Source organism: Klebsiella sp. F11 (assembly GCF_056712265.1).
Map to the genome: position 1 here is coordinate 3944198 of NZ_CM160060.1, position 17476 is coordinate 3961673.

15 protein-coding genes are annotated in these 17476 nt (G+C 55.2%); 2 read left to right on the forward strand and 13 right to left on the reverse strand.

The window, feature by feature from the left end:
* Window positions 1-246: 246 nt before the first annotated feature.
* From ybgE to sdhC, 12 genes are all read right to left on the reverse strand, one after another.
* On the reverse strand, window positions 247-531 hold the full coding sequence (gene ybgE, locus AC1M2H_RS19535; protein WP_480148677.1) for a cyd operon protein YbgE: 285 nt from the start codon (window positions 529-531) through the stop codon (window positions 247-249).
* Between the two features lie 130 nt (window positions 532-661).
* The gene (cydX, locus tag AC1M2H_RS19540; protein WP_480148678.1) at window positions 662-775 is read right to left on the reverse strand and encodes a cytochrome bd-I oxidase subunit CydX; all 114 of its coding nucleotides are present in this window, start codon (window positions 773-775) and stop codon (window positions 662-664) included.
* A gap of 15 nt (window positions 776-790) precedes the next feature.
* Window positions 791-1930 (reverse strand): cytochrome d ubiquinol oxidase subunit II, encoded by a 1140-nt coding sequence (cydB, locus tag AC1M2H_RS19545; RefSeq protein ID WP_480148679.1) that lies wholly within the window; start codon window positions 1928-1930, stop codon window positions 791-793.
* A 15-nt stretch (window positions 1931-1945) separates the two neighbouring features.
* On the reverse strand, window positions 1946-3514 hold the full coding sequence (gene cydA, locus AC1M2H_RS19550) for a cytochrome ubiquinol oxidase subunit I (protein WP_480151993.1): 1569 nt from the start codon (window positions 3512-3514) through the stop codon (window positions 1946-1948).
* Window positions 3515-4788: 1274 nt separating this feature from the next.
* The gene (gene sucD / locus AC1M2H_RS19555; RefSeq protein ID WP_480148680.1) at window positions 4789-5658 is read right to left on the reverse strand and encodes a succinate--CoA ligase subunit alpha; all 870 of its coding nucleotides are present in this window, start codon (window positions 5656-5658) and stop codon (window positions 4789-4791) included.
* Window positions 5658-6824 (reverse strand): ADP-forming succinate--CoA ligase subunit beta, encoded by a 1167-nt coding sequence (gene sucC, locus AC1M2H_RS19560; RefSeq protein ID WP_426815419.1) that lies wholly within the window; start codon window positions 6822-6824, stop codon window positions 5658-5660. The genes sucD and sucC overlap by 1 nt, the downstream gene beginning before the upstream one ends.
* Window positions 6825-6945: 121 nt before the next feature.
* Entirely contained in the window at window positions 6946-8166 is a 1221-nt protein-coding gene (odhB, locus tag AC1M2H_RS19565; RefSeq protein ID WP_480148681.1) for a 2-oxoglutarate dehydrogenase complex dihydrolipoyllysine-residue succinyltransferase, read from the reverse strand.
* Window positions 8167-8180: 14 nt separating this feature from the next.
* Window positions 8181-10988, reverse strand: coding sequence for a 2-oxoglutarate dehydrogenase E1 component (gene sucA, locus AC1M2H_RS19570; RefSeq protein ID WP_480148682.1), 2808 nt, complete (start codon window positions 10986-10988; stop codon window positions 8181-8183).
* Between the two features lie 442 nt (window positions 10989-11430).
* Window positions 11431-12147, reverse strand: coding sequence for a succinate dehydrogenase iron-sulfur subunit SdhB (sdhB, locus tag AC1M2H_RS19575; RefSeq protein WP_480148683.1), 717 nt, complete (start codon window positions 12145-12147; stop codon window positions 11431-11433).
* A gap of 15 nt (window positions 12148-12162) precedes the next feature.
* A complete protein-coding gene (gene sdhA / locus AC1M2H_RS19580; RefSeq protein ID WP_480148684.1) occupies window positions 12163-13929 on the reverse strand; it encodes a succinate dehydrogenase flavoprotein subunit in 1767 nt (588 codons plus the stop codon).
* Window positions 13929-14276, reverse strand: a complete 348-nt coding sequence (sdhD, locus tag AC1M2H_RS19585; protein WP_480148685.1) for a succinate dehydrogenase membrane anchor subunit — start codon at window positions 14274-14276, stop codon at window positions 13929-13931. The genes sdhA and sdhD overlap by 1 nt, the downstream gene beginning before the upstream one ends.
* Window positions 14270-14674, reverse strand: coding sequence for a succinate dehydrogenase cytochrome b556 subunit (sdhC, locus tag AC1M2H_RS19590; protein WP_426815424.1), 405 nt, complete (start codon window positions 14672-14674; stop codon window positions 14270-14272). The genes sdhD and sdhC overlap by 7 nt, the downstream gene beginning before the upstream one ends.
* Window positions 14675-14998: 324 nt before the next feature.
* On the opposite strand from sdhC, the gene AC1M2H_RS19595 reads away from it, so the two are divergent.
* Both AC1M2H_RS19595 and gltA read left to right on the forward strand, forming a co-directional pair.
* Window positions 14999-15130: a hypothetical protein gene (locus AC1M2H_RS19595; RefSeq protein ID WP_421672170.1), complete on the forward strand. Its 132-nt coding sequence runs from the start codon at window positions 14999-15001 to the stop codon at window positions 15128-15130.
* 179 nt (window positions 15131-15309) lie between these two features.
* The gene (gene gltA, locus AC1M2H_RS19600; protein WP_426815425.1) at window positions 15310-16593 is read left to right on the forward strand and encodes a citrate synthase; all 1284 of its coding nucleotides are present in this window, start codon (window positions 15310-15312) and stop codon (window positions 16591-16593) included.
* An 82-nt stretch (window positions 16594-16675) separates the two neighbouring features.
* On the opposite strand, the gene nei is transcribed toward gltA, so the two are convergent.
* Window positions 16676-17467, reverse strand: a complete 792-nt coding sequence (gene nei / locus AC1M2H_RS19605) for an endonuclease VIII (RefSeq protein ID WP_480148686.1) — start codon at window positions 17465-17467, stop codon at window positions 16676-16678.
* Between the last annotated feature and the right edge of the window lie 9 nt (window positions 17468-17476).

Here is a 17476-nt window from a genome sequence, read left to right on the forward strand (position 1 = left end):
TCACTTACTCTTGTAAGCTCCCGGTGAGTTGCGTACCTGCCGCCGCGATGCATTGAGAATGCCGTGGTATATCGCGCTGTGTTCACTTTACATCCCGGTAATGCAAAAAAAGATTAGTGCTTTCAAACTTCGCTACTATACGCGCGGGAATCGTGGTTTGGAATGGGAGAAAGTAAACGGCGAGTAAATTTTTATGGGCTTATGCAAGCCCATGAGGTTAACAGACTTCTCTTATACTTTTATCATTCAAAAGAAGAAAAAGAAAAGCCCTGTAGCGAGGACAATATCAGCGATGAGTGGACAGAAAATCCCCTGCCAGAAGACGGCTCGCGGACGAAAGCCCACGCCGTGAATAACGCCGGCGCAGACGGCCCACATCAGCAGGAAACCATGCCAGATTTCCAGCTCGCTGGTTTTCGCCGCAAAGCGCGACGGATCCCAGAAAATGCAGCCCGCCAGCAGCAGCGCCATCAGCAGAGAAAGCGCCCTGAGCGGGCGCTTATCCATTATCGCATAGAGATACTTAATCATTTATGTTGCCTCCTTGTTGGCTACGCCTGCTCACCCCGGTCACTTACCTGTGTAAGCTCCCGGGGATTCCCTGGCTTGCCGCCTCGATGCAACCCGAATGATTTCGTATATCGCACCGCGATAACTGTCATCAGCGTTCTTCTTTACCTGCTTTGGTGGCTTCCACGTGCTCAAGCGCCAGCGCGGTAATAACCCCAAAAGCACAGGCAAGAAGCGTTCCCAAAATCCATGCGAAGTACCACATATATAGCTCCTTACCTTAGTACAGCGAGTGGGTGTTCTTTTCGATGTCTTCGCGGGTGATGCGGCCAAACATTTTCCAGTAGCACCAGCTGGTGTAGCCCAGAATAATCGGCACGAAGACAATCGCCACGTAGGTCATCAGATTCAGCGTCATCTGGCTGGAGGTCGCATCCCACATGGTCAGGCTAACGTTCATCATCGTGCTCGACGGCATGATGAACGGGAACATAGCGATACCCGCGGTCAGGATGATACACGCCAGGGTGATGGAAGAAGAGACAAACGCCAGAGCGCCCTTCTCCATACGCGAGGTCAGAATCGTCAACAGCGGCAGCACAACGCCCAGCGCAGGGATCGCCCACAGCGACGGCATGTTGTTGAAGTTGACCATCCACGCGCCGGCCTGACGCGCCACTTCTTTCGTCAGCGGGTTAGACGGCGCTGCGCGATCGATAACCGAGGTCACCACGTAGCCATCGATACCGTAGACCACCCAAACGCCTGCCAGCAGGAAGCAGACCAGCGTCACCAGCGCCGCAACCTGAGAGGTTGCGCGAGCGCGCAGGTGCAGTTCGCCGACGGTACGCATCTGCAGGTAGGTCGCGCCCTGGGTCAGGATCATCGCCACGCTAACAATACCGGCCAGCAGGCCAAACGGGTTCAGCAGCTGGACGAAGTTACCCGTGTAGTACAGGCGCATATATTCATCCATGTGGAACGGTACGCCCTGCAGCAGGTTGCCGAACTCCACGCCGATGACCAGCGGCGGCACGAAGCTACCGATGAAAATGCCCCAGTCCCACATGTTGCGCCAGCGGGTGTCCTCAATCTTCGAGCGGTAGTCGAAGCCAACCGGACGGAAGAACAGAGACGCCAGCACCAGAATCATTGCCATATAGAAGCCAGAAAACGCCGCGGCATAGACCGTCGGCCAGGCGGCAAACAGCGCGCCGCCCGCGGTAATCAGCCATACCTGGTTTCCGTCCCAGTGCGGGGCAATGGAGTTGATCATGATTCGACGCTCGGTGTCGTTACGACCGAGGAAGCGGGTGAGCATCCCCACCCCCATGTCGAAGCCATCAGTGACGGCAAAACCAATCAGCAGAATGCCGATCAGCAGCCACCAGATTAAACGCAATACTTCATAATCGATCATTTGACGACTCCTGTCTTAGCGTGCCGGCTGAGTAGTCGCGGAAGACTGCTCAAAATGGTAGCGACCGGTTTTCAGGCTGCTTGGGCCACGGCGTGCGAATTTGAACATCAGGTACAGCTCCGCCACCAGGAACAGGGTGTACAGACCGCAAATCAGCAACATTGAGAAGAGCAGGTCAGCGGCGGTCAGCGAGGAGTTCGCCACCGCTGTCGGCAAGACTTCACCTATTGCCCACGGCTGACGGCCATACTCCGCAACGAACCAGCCGGATTCGATGGCGATCCACGGCAGCGGAATCGCGTAAAGCGCGATGCGCAGCAGCCATTTTTTCTCGCCGATCTGGTTGCGGATAACCGTCCAGAAGGAGGCGGCAATGATACCCAGCATCAGGATGCCGCAGGCAACCATGATACGGAAAGCAAAGTACAGCGGAGCAACGCGAGGGATAGAGTCCTTCGTTGCCAGCGCAATCTGCGCTTCCGTCGCGTCGGAGACGTTCGGCGTATAGCGTTTCAGCAGCAGACCGTAGCCGAGATCTTTTTTGACGCTGTTGAATTCGTCACGCACGGCCTGATCTTTCGAACCGGCCCGCAGCTCTTCCAGCAGGGAGTAGGCTTTCATGCCGTTGCGGATACGCGCTTCGTGCTGAACTAACAGCTCTTTCAGGCCGGTAACCTGCTTATCCACGGAGCGGGTGGCAATGATCCCCAGCGCATACGGGATTTGAATCGCGAAGCGGTTTTGCTGCGCATCCTGATCGGGAATACCAAACAGGGTGAAGGCGGCCGGCGCCGGCTGCGTTTCCCATTCGGCCTCGATAGCCGCGAGTTTAGTCTTCTGCACGTCGCCGATTTCGTAACCGGACTCATCGCCGAGCACGATAACCGAGAGAATAGCGGCCATACCGAAGCTTGCCGCGATGGCAAAGGAACGTTTAGCGAAGGCGAAGTCGCGACCGCGCAGCATATAGTAGGAGCTGATGCCCAGCACGAACATCGCGCCGCAGACGTAACCGGAGGCGACGGTGTGGACAAACTTGACCTGAGCAACAGGGTTCAGCACCAGCTCGGAGAAGCTGACCATCTCCATACGCATGGTTTCGAAGTTGAAGTCCGAGGCGATCGGGTTTTGCATCCAGCCGTTAGCAACAAGGATCCACAGTGCGGAAAGGTTGGACCCCAGAGCCACCAGCCAGGTCACCGCCATGTGCTGAACTTTACCCAGACGATCCCAGCCGAAGAAGAACAGACCGACAAAGGTAGATTCGAGGAAGAAGGCCATCAGCCCTTCAATGGCCAGCGGCGCACCGAAGATATCGCCCACGTAGTGAGAGTAATAAGACCAGTTTGTCCCGAACTGGAACTCCATGGTCAAACCGGTTGCCACACCCAGCGCAAAGTTGATACCAAACAACTTGCCCCAGAATTTGGTCATATCTTTATAAATCTGTTTGCCGGAAAGGACGTAAACCGTCTCCATAATGGCCAGCAGGAACGCCATACCGAGCGTCAGCGGCACAAAAAGGAAGTGGTACATCGCGGTCAAGGCAAACTGTAAGCGCGACAGTTCGACTATATCTAACATCATGACTCCTTGCTCATCGCATGAAGACTCCGAGAGTGAACCCCGTTAGAAAGGGTCACACACATGCCCCAATACAAATTTATATGCGACCTTTCTCCGACCCCTTTCTTCCTGAGAAGAAACGGTAATGGGGAAAAGTTACAAACATGTTAAAAAAACACCCAAATTGATCCCGTGGTTATATTACGCTGCAAATCCCTTACAATAAATAGGTTTTTATTGAGATAAATTTGCACTTTTCGACGGCGATCAATTTATAGCGAAAATACCGGTTTTCGGCCAATTTGATCGGCAACAATTTAACTCCATTTCTCATTTTTTACCAATAGTTAAACATTGATTTAAATCAATTTTTATTGGGAATGTTAATTATGTTTACTACGTACGACTCTAGTAAACAATAGGTTAAAAATATGTTTTGCGAAGGTATCATCAGTTACCAAAAATGATAGTCGATTTATTTAAAGCCGCATTACCTTTTAAGCGGAAGAAGTGATGCCAGGACCAGATACTATTGGCAAATAATGTCGCGTAGCTCACGGATTTTTTTTATCAAGTTATTACCCGATTAATTTCAACTTATTTTATTTATCATTGTTTTTACTTACAATTAACACCAAGGGGAAACTATCTCCGCATCGACGAAACCGGGCTCCTGCCCATCGGCGTCCCGGAGTTGCAGAAATGCATCGCGTCCCACCGCCGCTGGCGCAAAAAATAATGACGCTTGTGCACCGCCCCTCCCCCCTTCAGTGCCCTGCAAAAAAAATGAATATATAACAAACGCTTCCGCTGTTATTGTCCGCATTTAAAAACGCATCGACAGAGAATTACCGTCAAATATGGCAATTTAGTCAGGCCGTTAGCGATATAATTTAAAAACGGATGAGCACCGCTATTAAATAGCTATTCGCATCAGCGGCATAATACAAAATCGCGTAAAAATAGAGAGCCATGCTTATTTAAGACGTTATTATCGAGCGCAATCCCGCAAACGGAATTAGAGTAACCCATTGATTAAATAGGGCTATTTAAAGTTAAAACCATCTTACCTGCGATCGTCGGCGTTTTCGGGGGAAGAGCGTGAAAAACCAACCCGCGCCAGGAACATTATTGTCGCTGAGCGCCATAGCCGGCGTAACGGAAAAACATCGGGGATCCCGGAGGGAGCGGCATAAAAAAGGCCACCGCAAGGTGGCCAACCATGTCGAAACTGGACCGGCCCCGCACTATTCCATCTCAACGATTAAATAGCGGGAGCCGTTTTACTACATTTACTTAATAATAGATTTCAGCGCTTCGCCGATGTCTGCCAGGCTACGGACGGTTTTCACGCCGGCCGCTTCCAGAGCAGCGAACTTCTCGTCAGCCGTGCCTTTACCGCCGGCGATGATGGCGCCAGCGTGGCCCATACGCTTGCCTTTCGGCGCGGTTACACCGGCGATGTAACCAACCACCGGTTTGGTCACGTGCTCTTTGATGTAGGCTGCCGCTTCTTCTTCAGCGCTGCCGCCGATCTCACCGATCATTACGATCGCTTCGGTCTGCGGGTCTTGCTGGAACAGCTTCAGGATATCGATAAAGTTAGAGCCCGGGATCGGGTCACCGCCGATACCGACGCAGGTAGACTGGCCGAAGCCGTAGTCGGTAGTCTGCTTAACCGCTTCATAGGTCAGCGTACCAGAACGGGAGACGATGCCCACTTTACCCGGCTGATGAATGTGCCCCGGCATGATGCCGATTTTGCATGCGCCTGGGGTGATAACGCCCGGGCAGTTAGGGCCGATCATGCGTACGCCGGCTTCATCCAGCTTCACCTTCACGGTCAGCATATCCAGCGTCGGGATACCTTCGGTGATGGTGATGATCAGCTTAATGCCCGCATCGATAGCTTCCAGAATGGAGTCTTTGCAGAACGGCGCCGGGACGTAGATAACGGTCGCGGTTGCGCCGGTTGCTTCTACGGCTTCGCGCACGGTGTTGAACACCGGCAGGCCCAGATGCGTGGTGCCGCCTTTGCCCGGCGTCACGCCGCCGACCATTTGCGTACCGTAAGCGATCGCCTGTTCAGAGTGGAAGGTCCCCTGGCTACCGGTGAAGCCCTGGCAGATAACCTTGGTGTTCTTATCAATTAAAATGGACATTATTTCCCCTCCACTGCAGCAACAACCTGCTGTGCTGCGTCCGTCAGACTTTTCGCTGCAATAATATTCAGGCCGCTGTCAGCCAATCTTTTCGCGCCGAGCTCGGCGTTGTTACCTTCCAGACGCACGACCACCGGGACGTTAACGCCGACTTCTTCTACTGCACCGATGATGCCGTCAGCAATCAGGTCACAGCGCACGATGCCGCCGAAGATGTTCACCAGCACGGCTTTCACGTTGTCATCAGAGAGGATAATTTTGAACGCTTCGGTGACACGCTCTTTGGTTGCGCCGCCGCCCACGTCAAGGAAGTTAGCCGGTTCGCCGCCGTGCAGCTTAACGATGTCCATGGTACCCATCGCCAGGCCTGCGCCGTTAACCATACAGCCGATGTTGCCGTCCAGCGCAACGTAGTTCAGCTCCCACTGTGCCGCCTGCGCTTCGCGCGGATCTTCCTGAGACTGGTCGCGCATTTCACGCAGATCCGGCTGACGGAACAGCGCATTGCCGTCAGCGCCCAGCTTGCCGTCGAGGCAGATCAGATCGCCCTGCTTAGTGATAACCAGCGGGTTGATTTCGATCAGCGCCAGGTCGCGCTCAAGGAAAATGGTCGCCAGGCCCATGAAGATTTTGGTGAACTGCTGAACCTGCTTACCTTCCAGACCCAGCTTGAACGCCAGCTCGCGGCCCTGGTAAGGCATCGGGCCCGCCAGCGGATCGATAGCAATTTTATGGATCAGGTGCGGCGTCTCTTCCGCCACTTTTTCGATTTCCACGCCGCCTTCGGTGGAAGCCATGAACACCACGCGACGGGAGCTACGGTCAACTACCGCGCCAAGATAGAGCTCTTTGGCGATATCGGTCGCCGCTTCAACCAGAATCTGGTTAACCGGCTGGCCGTGCGCGTCCGTCTGATAGGTCACCAGGCGTTTGCCCAGCCAATGTTCCGCGAATGCGCGAATGTCTTCTTTGCTGTTAACTACTTTCACACCGCCCGCTTTACCGCGGCCACCAGCGTGAACCTGACATTTCACTACCCACGGACCCGCACCGATTTTTGAAGCGGCTTCTTCTGCTTCGCGCGGAGTAGTACAGGCATAGCCCACCGGCGCCGGTAATCCATAGCGGGCAAACAGTTGTTTTGCCTGATATTCATGTAAGTTCATGTGTTCAGTCCATCCTTCAGGTAATCGTTATCACTTAGTCTGTAGGGCGATAAATCGCCGCTTTACAGCGCTGATGATGTTTTATTGGCCCGGTAGGCGAAACGCCGCCGGGCCATTATCACTACACGTCCAGCAGCAGACGAGTCGGGTCTTCCAGCAGCTCTTTAATCGCCACCAGGAAGCCTACCGATTCACGTCCATCGATCAGACGGTGGTCGTAGGAGAGCGCCAGGTACATCATCGGCAGAATTTCTACCTTGCCATTGACCGCCATCGGACGATCTTTAATGGCATGCATACCCAGGATTGCGCTCTGCGGTGGGTTGATGATTGGCGTAGACATCAGAGAACCGAAGACGCCGCCGTTGGTAATGGTGAAGTTACCGCCGGTCAGGTCGTCTACGGTCAGCTTGCCGTCGCGGCCTTTCACTGCCAGCTCTTTAATATTCTTTTCGATATCCGCCATGCCCAGCAGATCGACATCGCGCAGAACCGGCGTTACCAGGCCACGCGGCGTCGATACGGCCATGCTGACGTCGAAGTAGTTGTGATACACCACGTCGTCGCCATCGATGGAGGCGTTCACTTCCGGATAGCGCTTCAGCGCTTCCACCACGGCTTTCACGTAGAAGGACATAAAGCCCAGACGGATGCCGTGACGTTTTTCGAACGCGTCGCCGTACTGCTTACGCAGATCCATAATCGGCTTCATGTTGACTTCGTTGAAGGTCGTCAGCATGGCGGTAGAGTTTTTCGCTTCCAGCAGACGTTCGGCCACGCGTTTGCGCAGACGGGTCATCGGAACGCGTTTTTCAGAGCGATTGCCCAGCTGAGCAACCGGAGCAGCGGCCGAGGCCGGCGCTTTGGCTTCCGCTTTCGCCGGCGCTGCCGCCAGATGTTTCTCAACATCTTCACGGGTCAGACGGCCGCCAACGCCGGAGCCTTTAATCGCGCTCGCATCGAGGTTGTGTTCAGCCAGCAGACGACGGATCGCCGGGCTGAGCGCATCGTTGCTCTGCTCTTCCAGAGAAGCCTGCTGGCGCTGAGCCGGAGTGGACTCTTTCGCATCGGCTTTCGCGTCGGACTCTTTGCCGGCGCTGTTGCCTTCGCGCAGACGCCCCAGAATTTGACGAGAAAGCACGGTTGCGCCTTCATCTTCCAGCACTGCTTCCAGAATGCCGTCCGCTGATGCCGGTACTTCCAGTACCACTTTGTCAGTTTCGATTTCCACCAGCACTTCATCACGCTGGACGCTATCGCCCGGTTTTTTATGCCAGGTCGCAACGGTCGCGTCAGCTACGGACTCAGGCAGATCGGGAACCAGAATATCTACGCTACTCATTATGTATCCTTTAATTAATCGACGTTCAGCGCGTCATTGACCAGATCTTGTTGCTGTTTCTGGTGAACGGACATATATCCTACCGCCGGAGAGGCGGAGGCCGGGCGGCCTGCATAACGCAGAGAGGCCCCAAACGGAATCACTTCGCGGAAGTGATGCTGGCTGCAGTACCACGCGCCCTGGTTGAGCGGTTCTTCCTGACACCAGACAAAATCATGCACCTGCGCATAAGGCTTCAGCGCTTCCTGTACCGCCTGATGCGGGAATGGATAGAGCTGTTCTACGCGCACAATAGCGACATCTTTTTGGTCGTTCTTACGACGCTGCTCCAGCAGGTCGTAATAAACTTTACCAGAGCACAGCACCACGCGCTTCACGGCTTTCGGGTCGAGGTCGTCCACTTCGCCGATCGCCGGCAGGAAGGTGCCGTTTGCCAGCTCGTCAAGGCTGGAGACCGCCAGCGGGTGACGCAGCAGCGACTTAGGCGACATCACCACCAGCGGACGGCGCATCCCGCGCAGCGCCTGACGACGCAGCATGTGGTAAACCTGTGCCGGGGTAGACGGGACGCAAACCTGCATGTTCTGCTCGGCGCAGAGCTGCAGATAGCGCTCCAGACGCGCGGAGGAGTGCTCCGGCCCCTGGCCTTCGTAGCCGTGCGGCAGCAGCATCACCAGGCCACACATCCGGCCCCATTTCTGCTCGCCGGAGCTGATGAACTGGTCAATAACCACCTGGGCGCCGTTGGCGAAGTCGCCGAACTGCGCTTCCCAGATGGTCAGGGTGCGCGGTTCCGCGGTGGCATAGCCATATTCAAACGCCAGCACCGCTTCTTCAGAGAGCACGGAGTCCCAGACTTTGAAATGCTCCTGGCCGTTGTGCACGTGCTGCAGCGGAATATAGGTTGAGCCGTTCACCTGGTTATGAATAACCGAATGGCGGTGGAAGAAGGTGCCGCGACCGGAATCTTCGCCGGACAGGCGAATCGGGATCCCTTCATCGACCAGCGTCGCGTAGGCGAGGTTCTCCGCCGCGCCCCAGTCAAACAGCTTCTCGCCGGCGGCCATCGCCTGACGATCGCCGTAGATTTTGGCGACGCGGGACTGCATTTCAATGCTTTCTGGCACGGTGCTGATGCGCTTAGCCAGCTCCTGCAGGCGCTTCATCTCGACCTTGCTCGGGTAGCTCTCATCCCACTCGTGGTTGAGGTACGGCGACCAGGTAAAGGAGTGCAGGTTCATCGGACGCCACTCTTCTACCACGCATTCGCCGGCATCCAGCGCGTCGCGGTAGAGGTTAACCTGCTCGGTGGCGTCTTCCAGCGTCGCCACTTTGTCCTGCTCAAGTTTGTCGGCGTAGATTTTGCGCGGAGTCGGATGCTTTTTGATTTTCTGATACATCAGCGGCTGGGTTGCGCTCGGCTCGTCGGCTTCGTTATGGCCGTGACGGCGGTAGCACACCAGGTCGATCAGAACATCGCGTTTGAAGGTATTGCGGAAATCCAGCGCCAGGCGGGTGACGAAAGCCACGGCTTCCGGGTCATCGGCGTTAACGTGGAAGATCGGCGCCTGAACCATTTTACCGATATCGGTGCAGTACGGCGTAGAGCGCGCGTCCAGCGGGTTCGAGGTGGTGAAGCCGACCTGGTTGTTGATAACAATACGTACGGTACCGCCCACTTCGTAACCGCGGGCTTTCGACATGTTCAGGGTTTCCTGAACCACGCCCTGACCGGTTATCGCGGCGTCGCCGTGAATAGTAATCGGCAGCACTTTATTGCTGCCTGGTTCGTCCAGACGATCCAGACGGGCGCGCACGGAGCCGATAACCACCGGGCTGACGATTTCGAGGTGCGACGGGTTGAACGCCAGCGCCAGGTGCACCAGACCGCCTTCGGTTTCCATATCGGAAGAGAAGCCCATGTGGTACTTCACGTCGCCGGTGCCGAGATGTTCTTTGTGCTTGCCGGCGAACTCGTCAAACAGATCCTGCGGCTTTTTACCGAGGACGTTGACCAGCACGTTCAAACGGCCGCGGTGCGCCATGCCCAGCACCACTTCGCGGGTGCCGCTTTTGCCGGCGTGGCGGATAATCTCTTTCAGCATCGGGATCAGCGCATCGCCGCCTTCCAGCGAGAAGCGTTTCGCGCCCGGGAATTTCGCGCCAAGATAGCGCTCCAGACCTTCAGCGGCGGTCAGTTCGCTTAAGAAGCGTGTTTTCTCTTCAGCGGTAAAGCTGGCTTTCCCTGCTACCGATTCAATACGCTGCTGGATCCAGCGCTTCTCTTCGGTAGAGGTGATATGCATGTATTCCGCGCCGATAGCGCCGCAGTAGGTCTGTTTGAGCGCTGACAGCAGCTCGCCCAGCTTCATCGTATCTTTACCGATGGCAAAGGAACCTACGTTATAACTTTCCTGGAAATCGGCCTCGGTCAAATCGTGGTATGCCGGGTCTAAATCCGCCACTCTATCCTGTTTCCACAGTCCCAGCGGATCGAGATTCGCGTGCTGGTGACCGCGGAAGCGGTAGGCGTTGATGAGCTGCAGGACTTTAACCTGCTTCACATTGGTGTCAGGGTCGGAAATCGAAGAAGTGTAACGTGAGGCATCCTTCGCCAATCGACGGAAATAATCACGCGTTTTGGAATGAAATTGATCCGGTTTGACTCCGGTGCCAGGTAACTGCTGGAACATAGAACGCCAGTTGGCGTCAACAGAGTCAGGATCGGTTAAGAAGTCTTCATAGAGCTGTTCTATCCAGCTCTGGTTCGAACCAGAGAGGTAAGAAGAGTCCAGCCAGGCTTTCATTGCGCCGTTCTGCATCGTGATCCCTTAAGCATTTATATGCTTATTTCGCCGTAGAAACTACCACGCACATGGATTGTACGTGCCGGGGTTCACTCATTACGGACGAGTTGTGGCTTCTGCGTCCGCTAAGGAACCTTTAAAAACTGCCATTAATCTTCGGCGTTCAGGCTGCGTTGCCGCCTTACCTCACTCTGAACGCCTTGATTACTGGTACATATTTGGCGGTTTTTAAAGATTTCCTGCCATCCCCTTCATACTTCAGGTTACATGTGCGTTGGCTTTCCTCACTCACCCCAGTCACTTACTTGAGTAAGCTCCTGGGGATTCGTGGCGTCGCCGCCTTCCTGTAACTCGAATTATTTAGGGTATTCATTTCCCGGCGGCACAAATGCTACCGGGGCTACTGCTTCGGGTAGCCCGGATAAGCGATAGCGCCATCCGGGACAGACCGGGTTACTTACGCACTGCGCTGCAGCAGCATCGACTTGATATGGCCGATGGCGCGCGTCGGGTTCAGCCCCTTAGGACAGACACTGACGCAGTTCATAATGCTATGACAGCGGAATACGCTGAAAGCATCGCTTAACCCTTCCAGACGACTGGCTGTTTCGGTATCGCGGCTGTCGATCAGGAAGCGATACGCCGCCAGTAAACCTGCCGGGCCGACGAATTTGTCCGGGTTCCACCAGAACGACGGGCAGGACGTTGAACAACATGCGCACAGGATACACTCGTACAGCCCGTCGAGTTTCTCACGCTGTGCCGGCGACTGCAGATGTTCTCGAGCCGGAGGATTTTGCCCATTATTCAATAAGTAAGGCTTAATCTTCTCATATTGTGCATAGAATTGCCCCATGTCTACCACCAAATCGCGGATAACCGGCAAACCTGGCAGCGGACGGATAACAATTTTCTTACCCGGCTGACTTAGCGCGGAGATCGGCGTGATGCACGCCAGACCGTTTTTACCATTCATGTTCAGGCCGTCGGAGCCGCAGACCCCTTCACGGCAGGAGCGACGAAATGAGAGCGACGGGTCTTTTTCCTTCAGCTGCATCAGCGCATCCAGCAGCATCATGTCGCGACCCTCTTCCGCTTCCAGGCTGTAATCCTGCATACGCGGAGCATCGTCAACGTCCGGGTTATAACGATAAATTGAAAACTCGAGTTTCATTTTCCTGTCTCCGCATTAATAAGTACGAATCTTCGGCGGGAATGCCGGGCGCAGCTTCGGTTCCATATTGACGCTACGACGCGTCATGGCTTCCGACTCTGGCAGATACAGGGAATGGCACAGCCAGTTTTCATCGTCACGTTCCGGGAAGTCGAAGCGGCTATGCGCGCCGCGGCTTTCGGTACGGAAGTTTGCCGACACCGCGGTGGCGTAAGCGGTTTCCATCAGGTTATCCAGCTCCAGGCACTCAACGCGCTGGGTGTTGAACTCGCTGGAGGTATCGTCCAGACGCGCGTTTTTCAGACGCTCGCGGATCGCCTTCAGCTGCTCAAGCCCTTTCGCCATCGCATCGCCTTCACGGAACACCGAGAAGTTGTGCTGCATACACTCCTGCAGCGCTTTGCGGATCTCAGCCGGGTCTTCACCATCACGGTTGCCGTTCCAACGGTTGAGACGCGCCAGGGAAGCCTCGATCTCTTCTTCCGTGGCGTCACGAAGTACGCCCTGCTCGGCGATAGATTCCTGCAGATGCACGCCAACCGCGCGGCCAAACACTACCAGGTCAAGCAGCGAGTTGCCGCCCAGACGGTTAGCGCCGTGGACCGATACGCAGGCAATTTCACCGACGGCGAACAGCCCAGGGATAACGACATCTTCGCCCTGCTCGTTAACGGTCAGCGCCTGGCCGCTCACTTTGGTCGGAATGCCGCCCATCATGTAGTGGCAGGTTGGGATAACCGGGATCGGCTCTTTAACCGGGTCAACGTGCGCAAAGGTGCGGGACAGCTCAAGGATACCCGGCAGGCGGGATTCGAGAACTTCTTTACCCAGATGGTCAAGCTTCAGCTTGGCGTGCGGGCCCCACGGACCGTCGCAGCCGCGGCCTTCGCGGATCTCAATCATGATGGAACGCGCCACCACGTCACGACCCGCCAGGTCTTTCGCATTCGGCGCATAGCGCTCCATAAAGCGCTCGCCGTGTTTATTCAGCAGATAGCCGCCTTCGCCGCGGCAGCCTTCGGTGACCAGCACCCCTGCCCCGGCGATACCGGTCGGGTGGAACTGCCACATTTCCATATCCTGCACCGGCACACCGGCGCGGATCGCCATCCCAACGCCGTCACCGGTATTGATATGGGCGTTGGTAGTTGATTGATAGATACGGCCTGCGCCGCCGGTCGCCAGCACGGTCGCCCGGGCCTTGAAGTAGACCACTTCGCCGGTTTCGATACACAGCGCGGTACAGCCAACGATGGCGCCGTCGGCGTTTTTCACCAGATCCAGCGCGTACCATTCGGAGAAGATAGTGGTGTGGTTTTTCAGGTTTTGCTGATACAGCGTGTGCAGCAGGGCGTGGCCGGTACGGTCAGCTGCCGCCGCGGTACGCGCCGCCTGCTCGCCGCCGAAGTTTTTCGACTGGCCGCCAAACGGACGTTGATAAATGGTGCCATCTTCGAGGCGCGAGAACGGCAGGCCCATATGATCCAGTTCGAGAATCGCTTCCGGACCGGTTTTGCACATATATTCAATGGCGTCCTGGTCACCAATGTAGTCCGACCCTTTTACGGTGTCGTACATGTGCCATTCCCAGTTATCTTCATGGGTATTACCGAGCGCAACGGTGATGCCACCCTGCGCGGAAACGGTATGGGAACGAGTCGGGAACACTTTGGAGAGCAGCGCACAGGACTGGCCGCTCTGGGAAATCTGCAGCGCCGCGCGCATACCTGCGCCACCGGCACCAATCACAACAGCATCAAATTCTCTGACAGGCAATTTCATTACACACCCCACACCACAACAAATCCATAAAGAACGTAAGCCACCAGCGCAACAACGATAAGCAGCTGCAGAACCAGGCGCACAGCCAGTGGTTTAACGTAGTCCGTCAGTACCTGCCACATACCGATCCAGGCGTGGATCAGGATGGAGACGAGGGCCAACAGAGTGAAGACTTTAGTGAATGCGGAGGAGAAAAAAACCGTCCAGACTTCCCAGGATATTTCGCCGGTGGTGGCAAAAAAGCCGACCATATAGATGATGTAGAGGGTCAGAACGATGGCGGTAGCACGAACCAGAATGAAGTCATGTACGCCGTTGCGTCCCAGTGCTGAGGCGTTGCTTACCATACGAGGACTCCTGCGAGAAGTGAAAGCACGACAGTAATAACAAAAGAAATCTTGGCGGAGCGTATCCCTACTTCGAGGGTTTCTTCCAGGTAGCCAAAGTCCATCATCAGGTGGCGGATACCGACCACGGCGTGATAAGCCAATGCGGTCAGAATGCCCCACATAATGAATTTCACAAAGAAGCTATCCATAATGGATGCCGCGGTGAGGAAACCTTCAGGAGAGGAAAGGCTGGTGCCCAGCAGCCAAAGCAGGATCCCGACCGCCACGAAGGTGATCACACCGGATACGCGATGGAGAATGGACGCTATCGCCGTGATTGGGAATCGGATCGTTTGCAGATCCAAATTGACAGGTCTTTGTTTTTTCACATTTCTTACCATGAATAACGCCCACATGCTGTTCTTATTGTTTCCTTCCTCCGGTCTGCTTGCGGGTCAGACAGCGTCCTTTCTATAACCTGTAGTCATGAATAAACCCCTTTCCAGGAGCGAAACCGTGACCAAACAACGCTGGGTGGCTCGGGATTGCAGGGTGTTCCGGAGACCTGGCGGCAGTATAGGCCGTTCACAAAATCATTACAATTAACCTACATATAGTTTGTCGGGTTTTGTCCCGAACAGTGATCAAGGTCACGATAACAACATTATTTTAAAATTTAATCACCTGATTTGACAAATATTAAACATTCTTGTTACAACCATCACCAGATAAATGCAATAATGCTCAAAAGTTATGGGGTCACTCTTTCACCTGAGAATAAGTTATGCAACAGTGTGACGGTATTGACCAACGTAATCAGGACGGTTATTAGTGGTATAACGATTTTCAAATTCGGGCTGCTAAAACGCTGATTTGCTGTTATTTCGTCGTAAACTGAAAACGTTCCATCAAGCGCCTTTGCTCTGTACCCTGCCAATTCCGCTGTCGCAGAGCTGTGTGCAACATAACAAACTGGTAACGTAATCAGGCACGAGCCGAAGGCAAATCCCCCCGGCAGTCTTAAGCAATAAAGGCGCTAAGGAGACCATAAATGTCTGATGCAAAAGCAAAAATCACCCTAGGCGGTGATGCTGCTATCGAACTGGATGTGCTAAAAGGCACGCTCGGCCAGGATGTTATTGATATTCGTAGTCTTGGTTCAAAAGGCGTATTTACCTTTGACCCTGGTTTCACTTCAACCGCATCGTGTGAATCTAAAATCACGTTTATCGACGGTGATGAAGGTATCCTGCTCCACCGTGGTTTCCCGATCGATCAGCTAGCGACCGAGTCCAACTACCTCGAAGTCTGCTACATCCTGCTGAACGGCGAAAAGCCGAACCAGGCCCAGTACGAAGAGTTCAAAACCACCGTTACCCGCCACACCATGATCCATGAGCAGATTACCCGTCTGTTCCATGCGTTTCGTCGCGACTCGCACCCGATGGCGGTAATGTGCGGTATTACCGGCGCGCTGGCGGCGTTTTATCACGACTCCCTGGACGTGAATAATCCGCGCCACCGTGATATCGCTGCGTTCCGTCTGCTGTCCAAAATGCCGACAATGGCAGCAATGTGTTACAAATATTCAATCGGCCAGCCTTTTGTTTATCCGCGCAACGACCTCTCCTACGCGGGTAACTTCCTCAACATGATGTTCTCCACGCCGTGCGAAACCTACGAGGTGAACCCGGTACTGGAACGCGCAATGGACCGTATTCTGATCCTCCACGCTGACCACGAACAGAACGCTTCCACCTCCACCGTCCGTACCGCAGGCTCCTCAGGCGCGAACCCGTTCGCCTGTATCGCTGCGGGCATCGCCTCCCTGTGGGGACCGGCGCACGGCGGCGCAAACGAAGCAGCGCTGAAGATGCTGGAAGAGATCAGCTCCGTTGAGCACATTCCGGAATTTGTTCGTCGCGCGAAAGATAAAAATGACTCTTTCCGCCTGATGGGCTTTGGCCACCGCGTGTACAAAAACTACGACCCGCGCGCCACCGTAATGCGTGAAACCTGCCATGAAGTGCTGAAAGAGCTGGGCACCAAAGACGATCTGCTGGAAGTGGCGATGGAGCTTGAGCACATTGCGCTCAACGACCCGTACTTCATCGAGAAGAAACTCTACCCGAACGTCGACTTCTACTCCGGCATCATCCTGAAAGCGATGGGTATTCCGTCCTCCATGTTTACCGTTATCTTCGCGATGGCGCGTACCGTAGGCTGGATTGCCCACTGGAACGAAATGCACAGCGACGGCATGAAAATTGCCCGTCCGCGTCAGCTGTACACCGGCTACGACAAACGCGACTTCAAGTGTGACATCAAGCACTAAGCCGAATAGCGGCAACAAAAAACGCGCCCCAGGGCGCGTTTTTTTATGACCGATCACGATGCCAGCCCGCCGGGTTAACGCCTTAATGCTGGCAGCCTGGGCACCAGTAGAACGGCCGGGATGAGAGCATGGTTCTCTCGATAAGCGTGCCGCAGCGTTCGCAGGGCTCGCCGTCGCGGTGGAAAACCTTAAAGCGAAACAGCGCCCCATGGTGCTGATTTTCATCCACCTGGCCGCGGGTATTGTAGGATAAACGCGGGATCGCCAGCAGCGCCTGCGCCAGGGCATCCAGCTGCTGGTCCGTCAGATCCGAAGCCCTGTGCCGCCCGGTTAACCCCACCTGCCAGAGGATTTCGACGCGCAGATAGTTGCCCAGCCCGGCGAGAAACGCCTGGTCCAGCAGCAGGCCGGAAAACTGACGCTGACGGAATTTCGCCGACAGCAGGCGGGCCTTTACCTCTTCAGCCGTCAAGGTCATGTCCAGCACGTCGGGGCCAACCCGAAGTAAGAAAGGGTGTACCGCCAGCTGCTCCGGGGTCAATATTTCAATATCCGACGCGCTGTAGAGCAGCACCGCCTTCCGCGCCGTCTGCAGCCTGACGCGCAGAATGCGGTTGGTCGACGGCTGCTCCCCCGCCGCCGCCACGCGCCACACGCCGTACAGCTGATTGTGGCTGTAGAGCGTCAGCCCGCCGGAGAAGTGCGTCAGCAGCGCTTTGCCGCGCGTCTCAATATGCGTCACCCGCTGGCCCACCAGCTCCGGCTGCCAGCGCTGCAGCTGCGGAAAGGCAAACCAGACCTCGGTCAGGGGTTCGCCTTTAATCGCCAATTCCAGGCTATCCGCCGCGCGGCGGATTTCCGGACCTTCCGGCATAATATCATC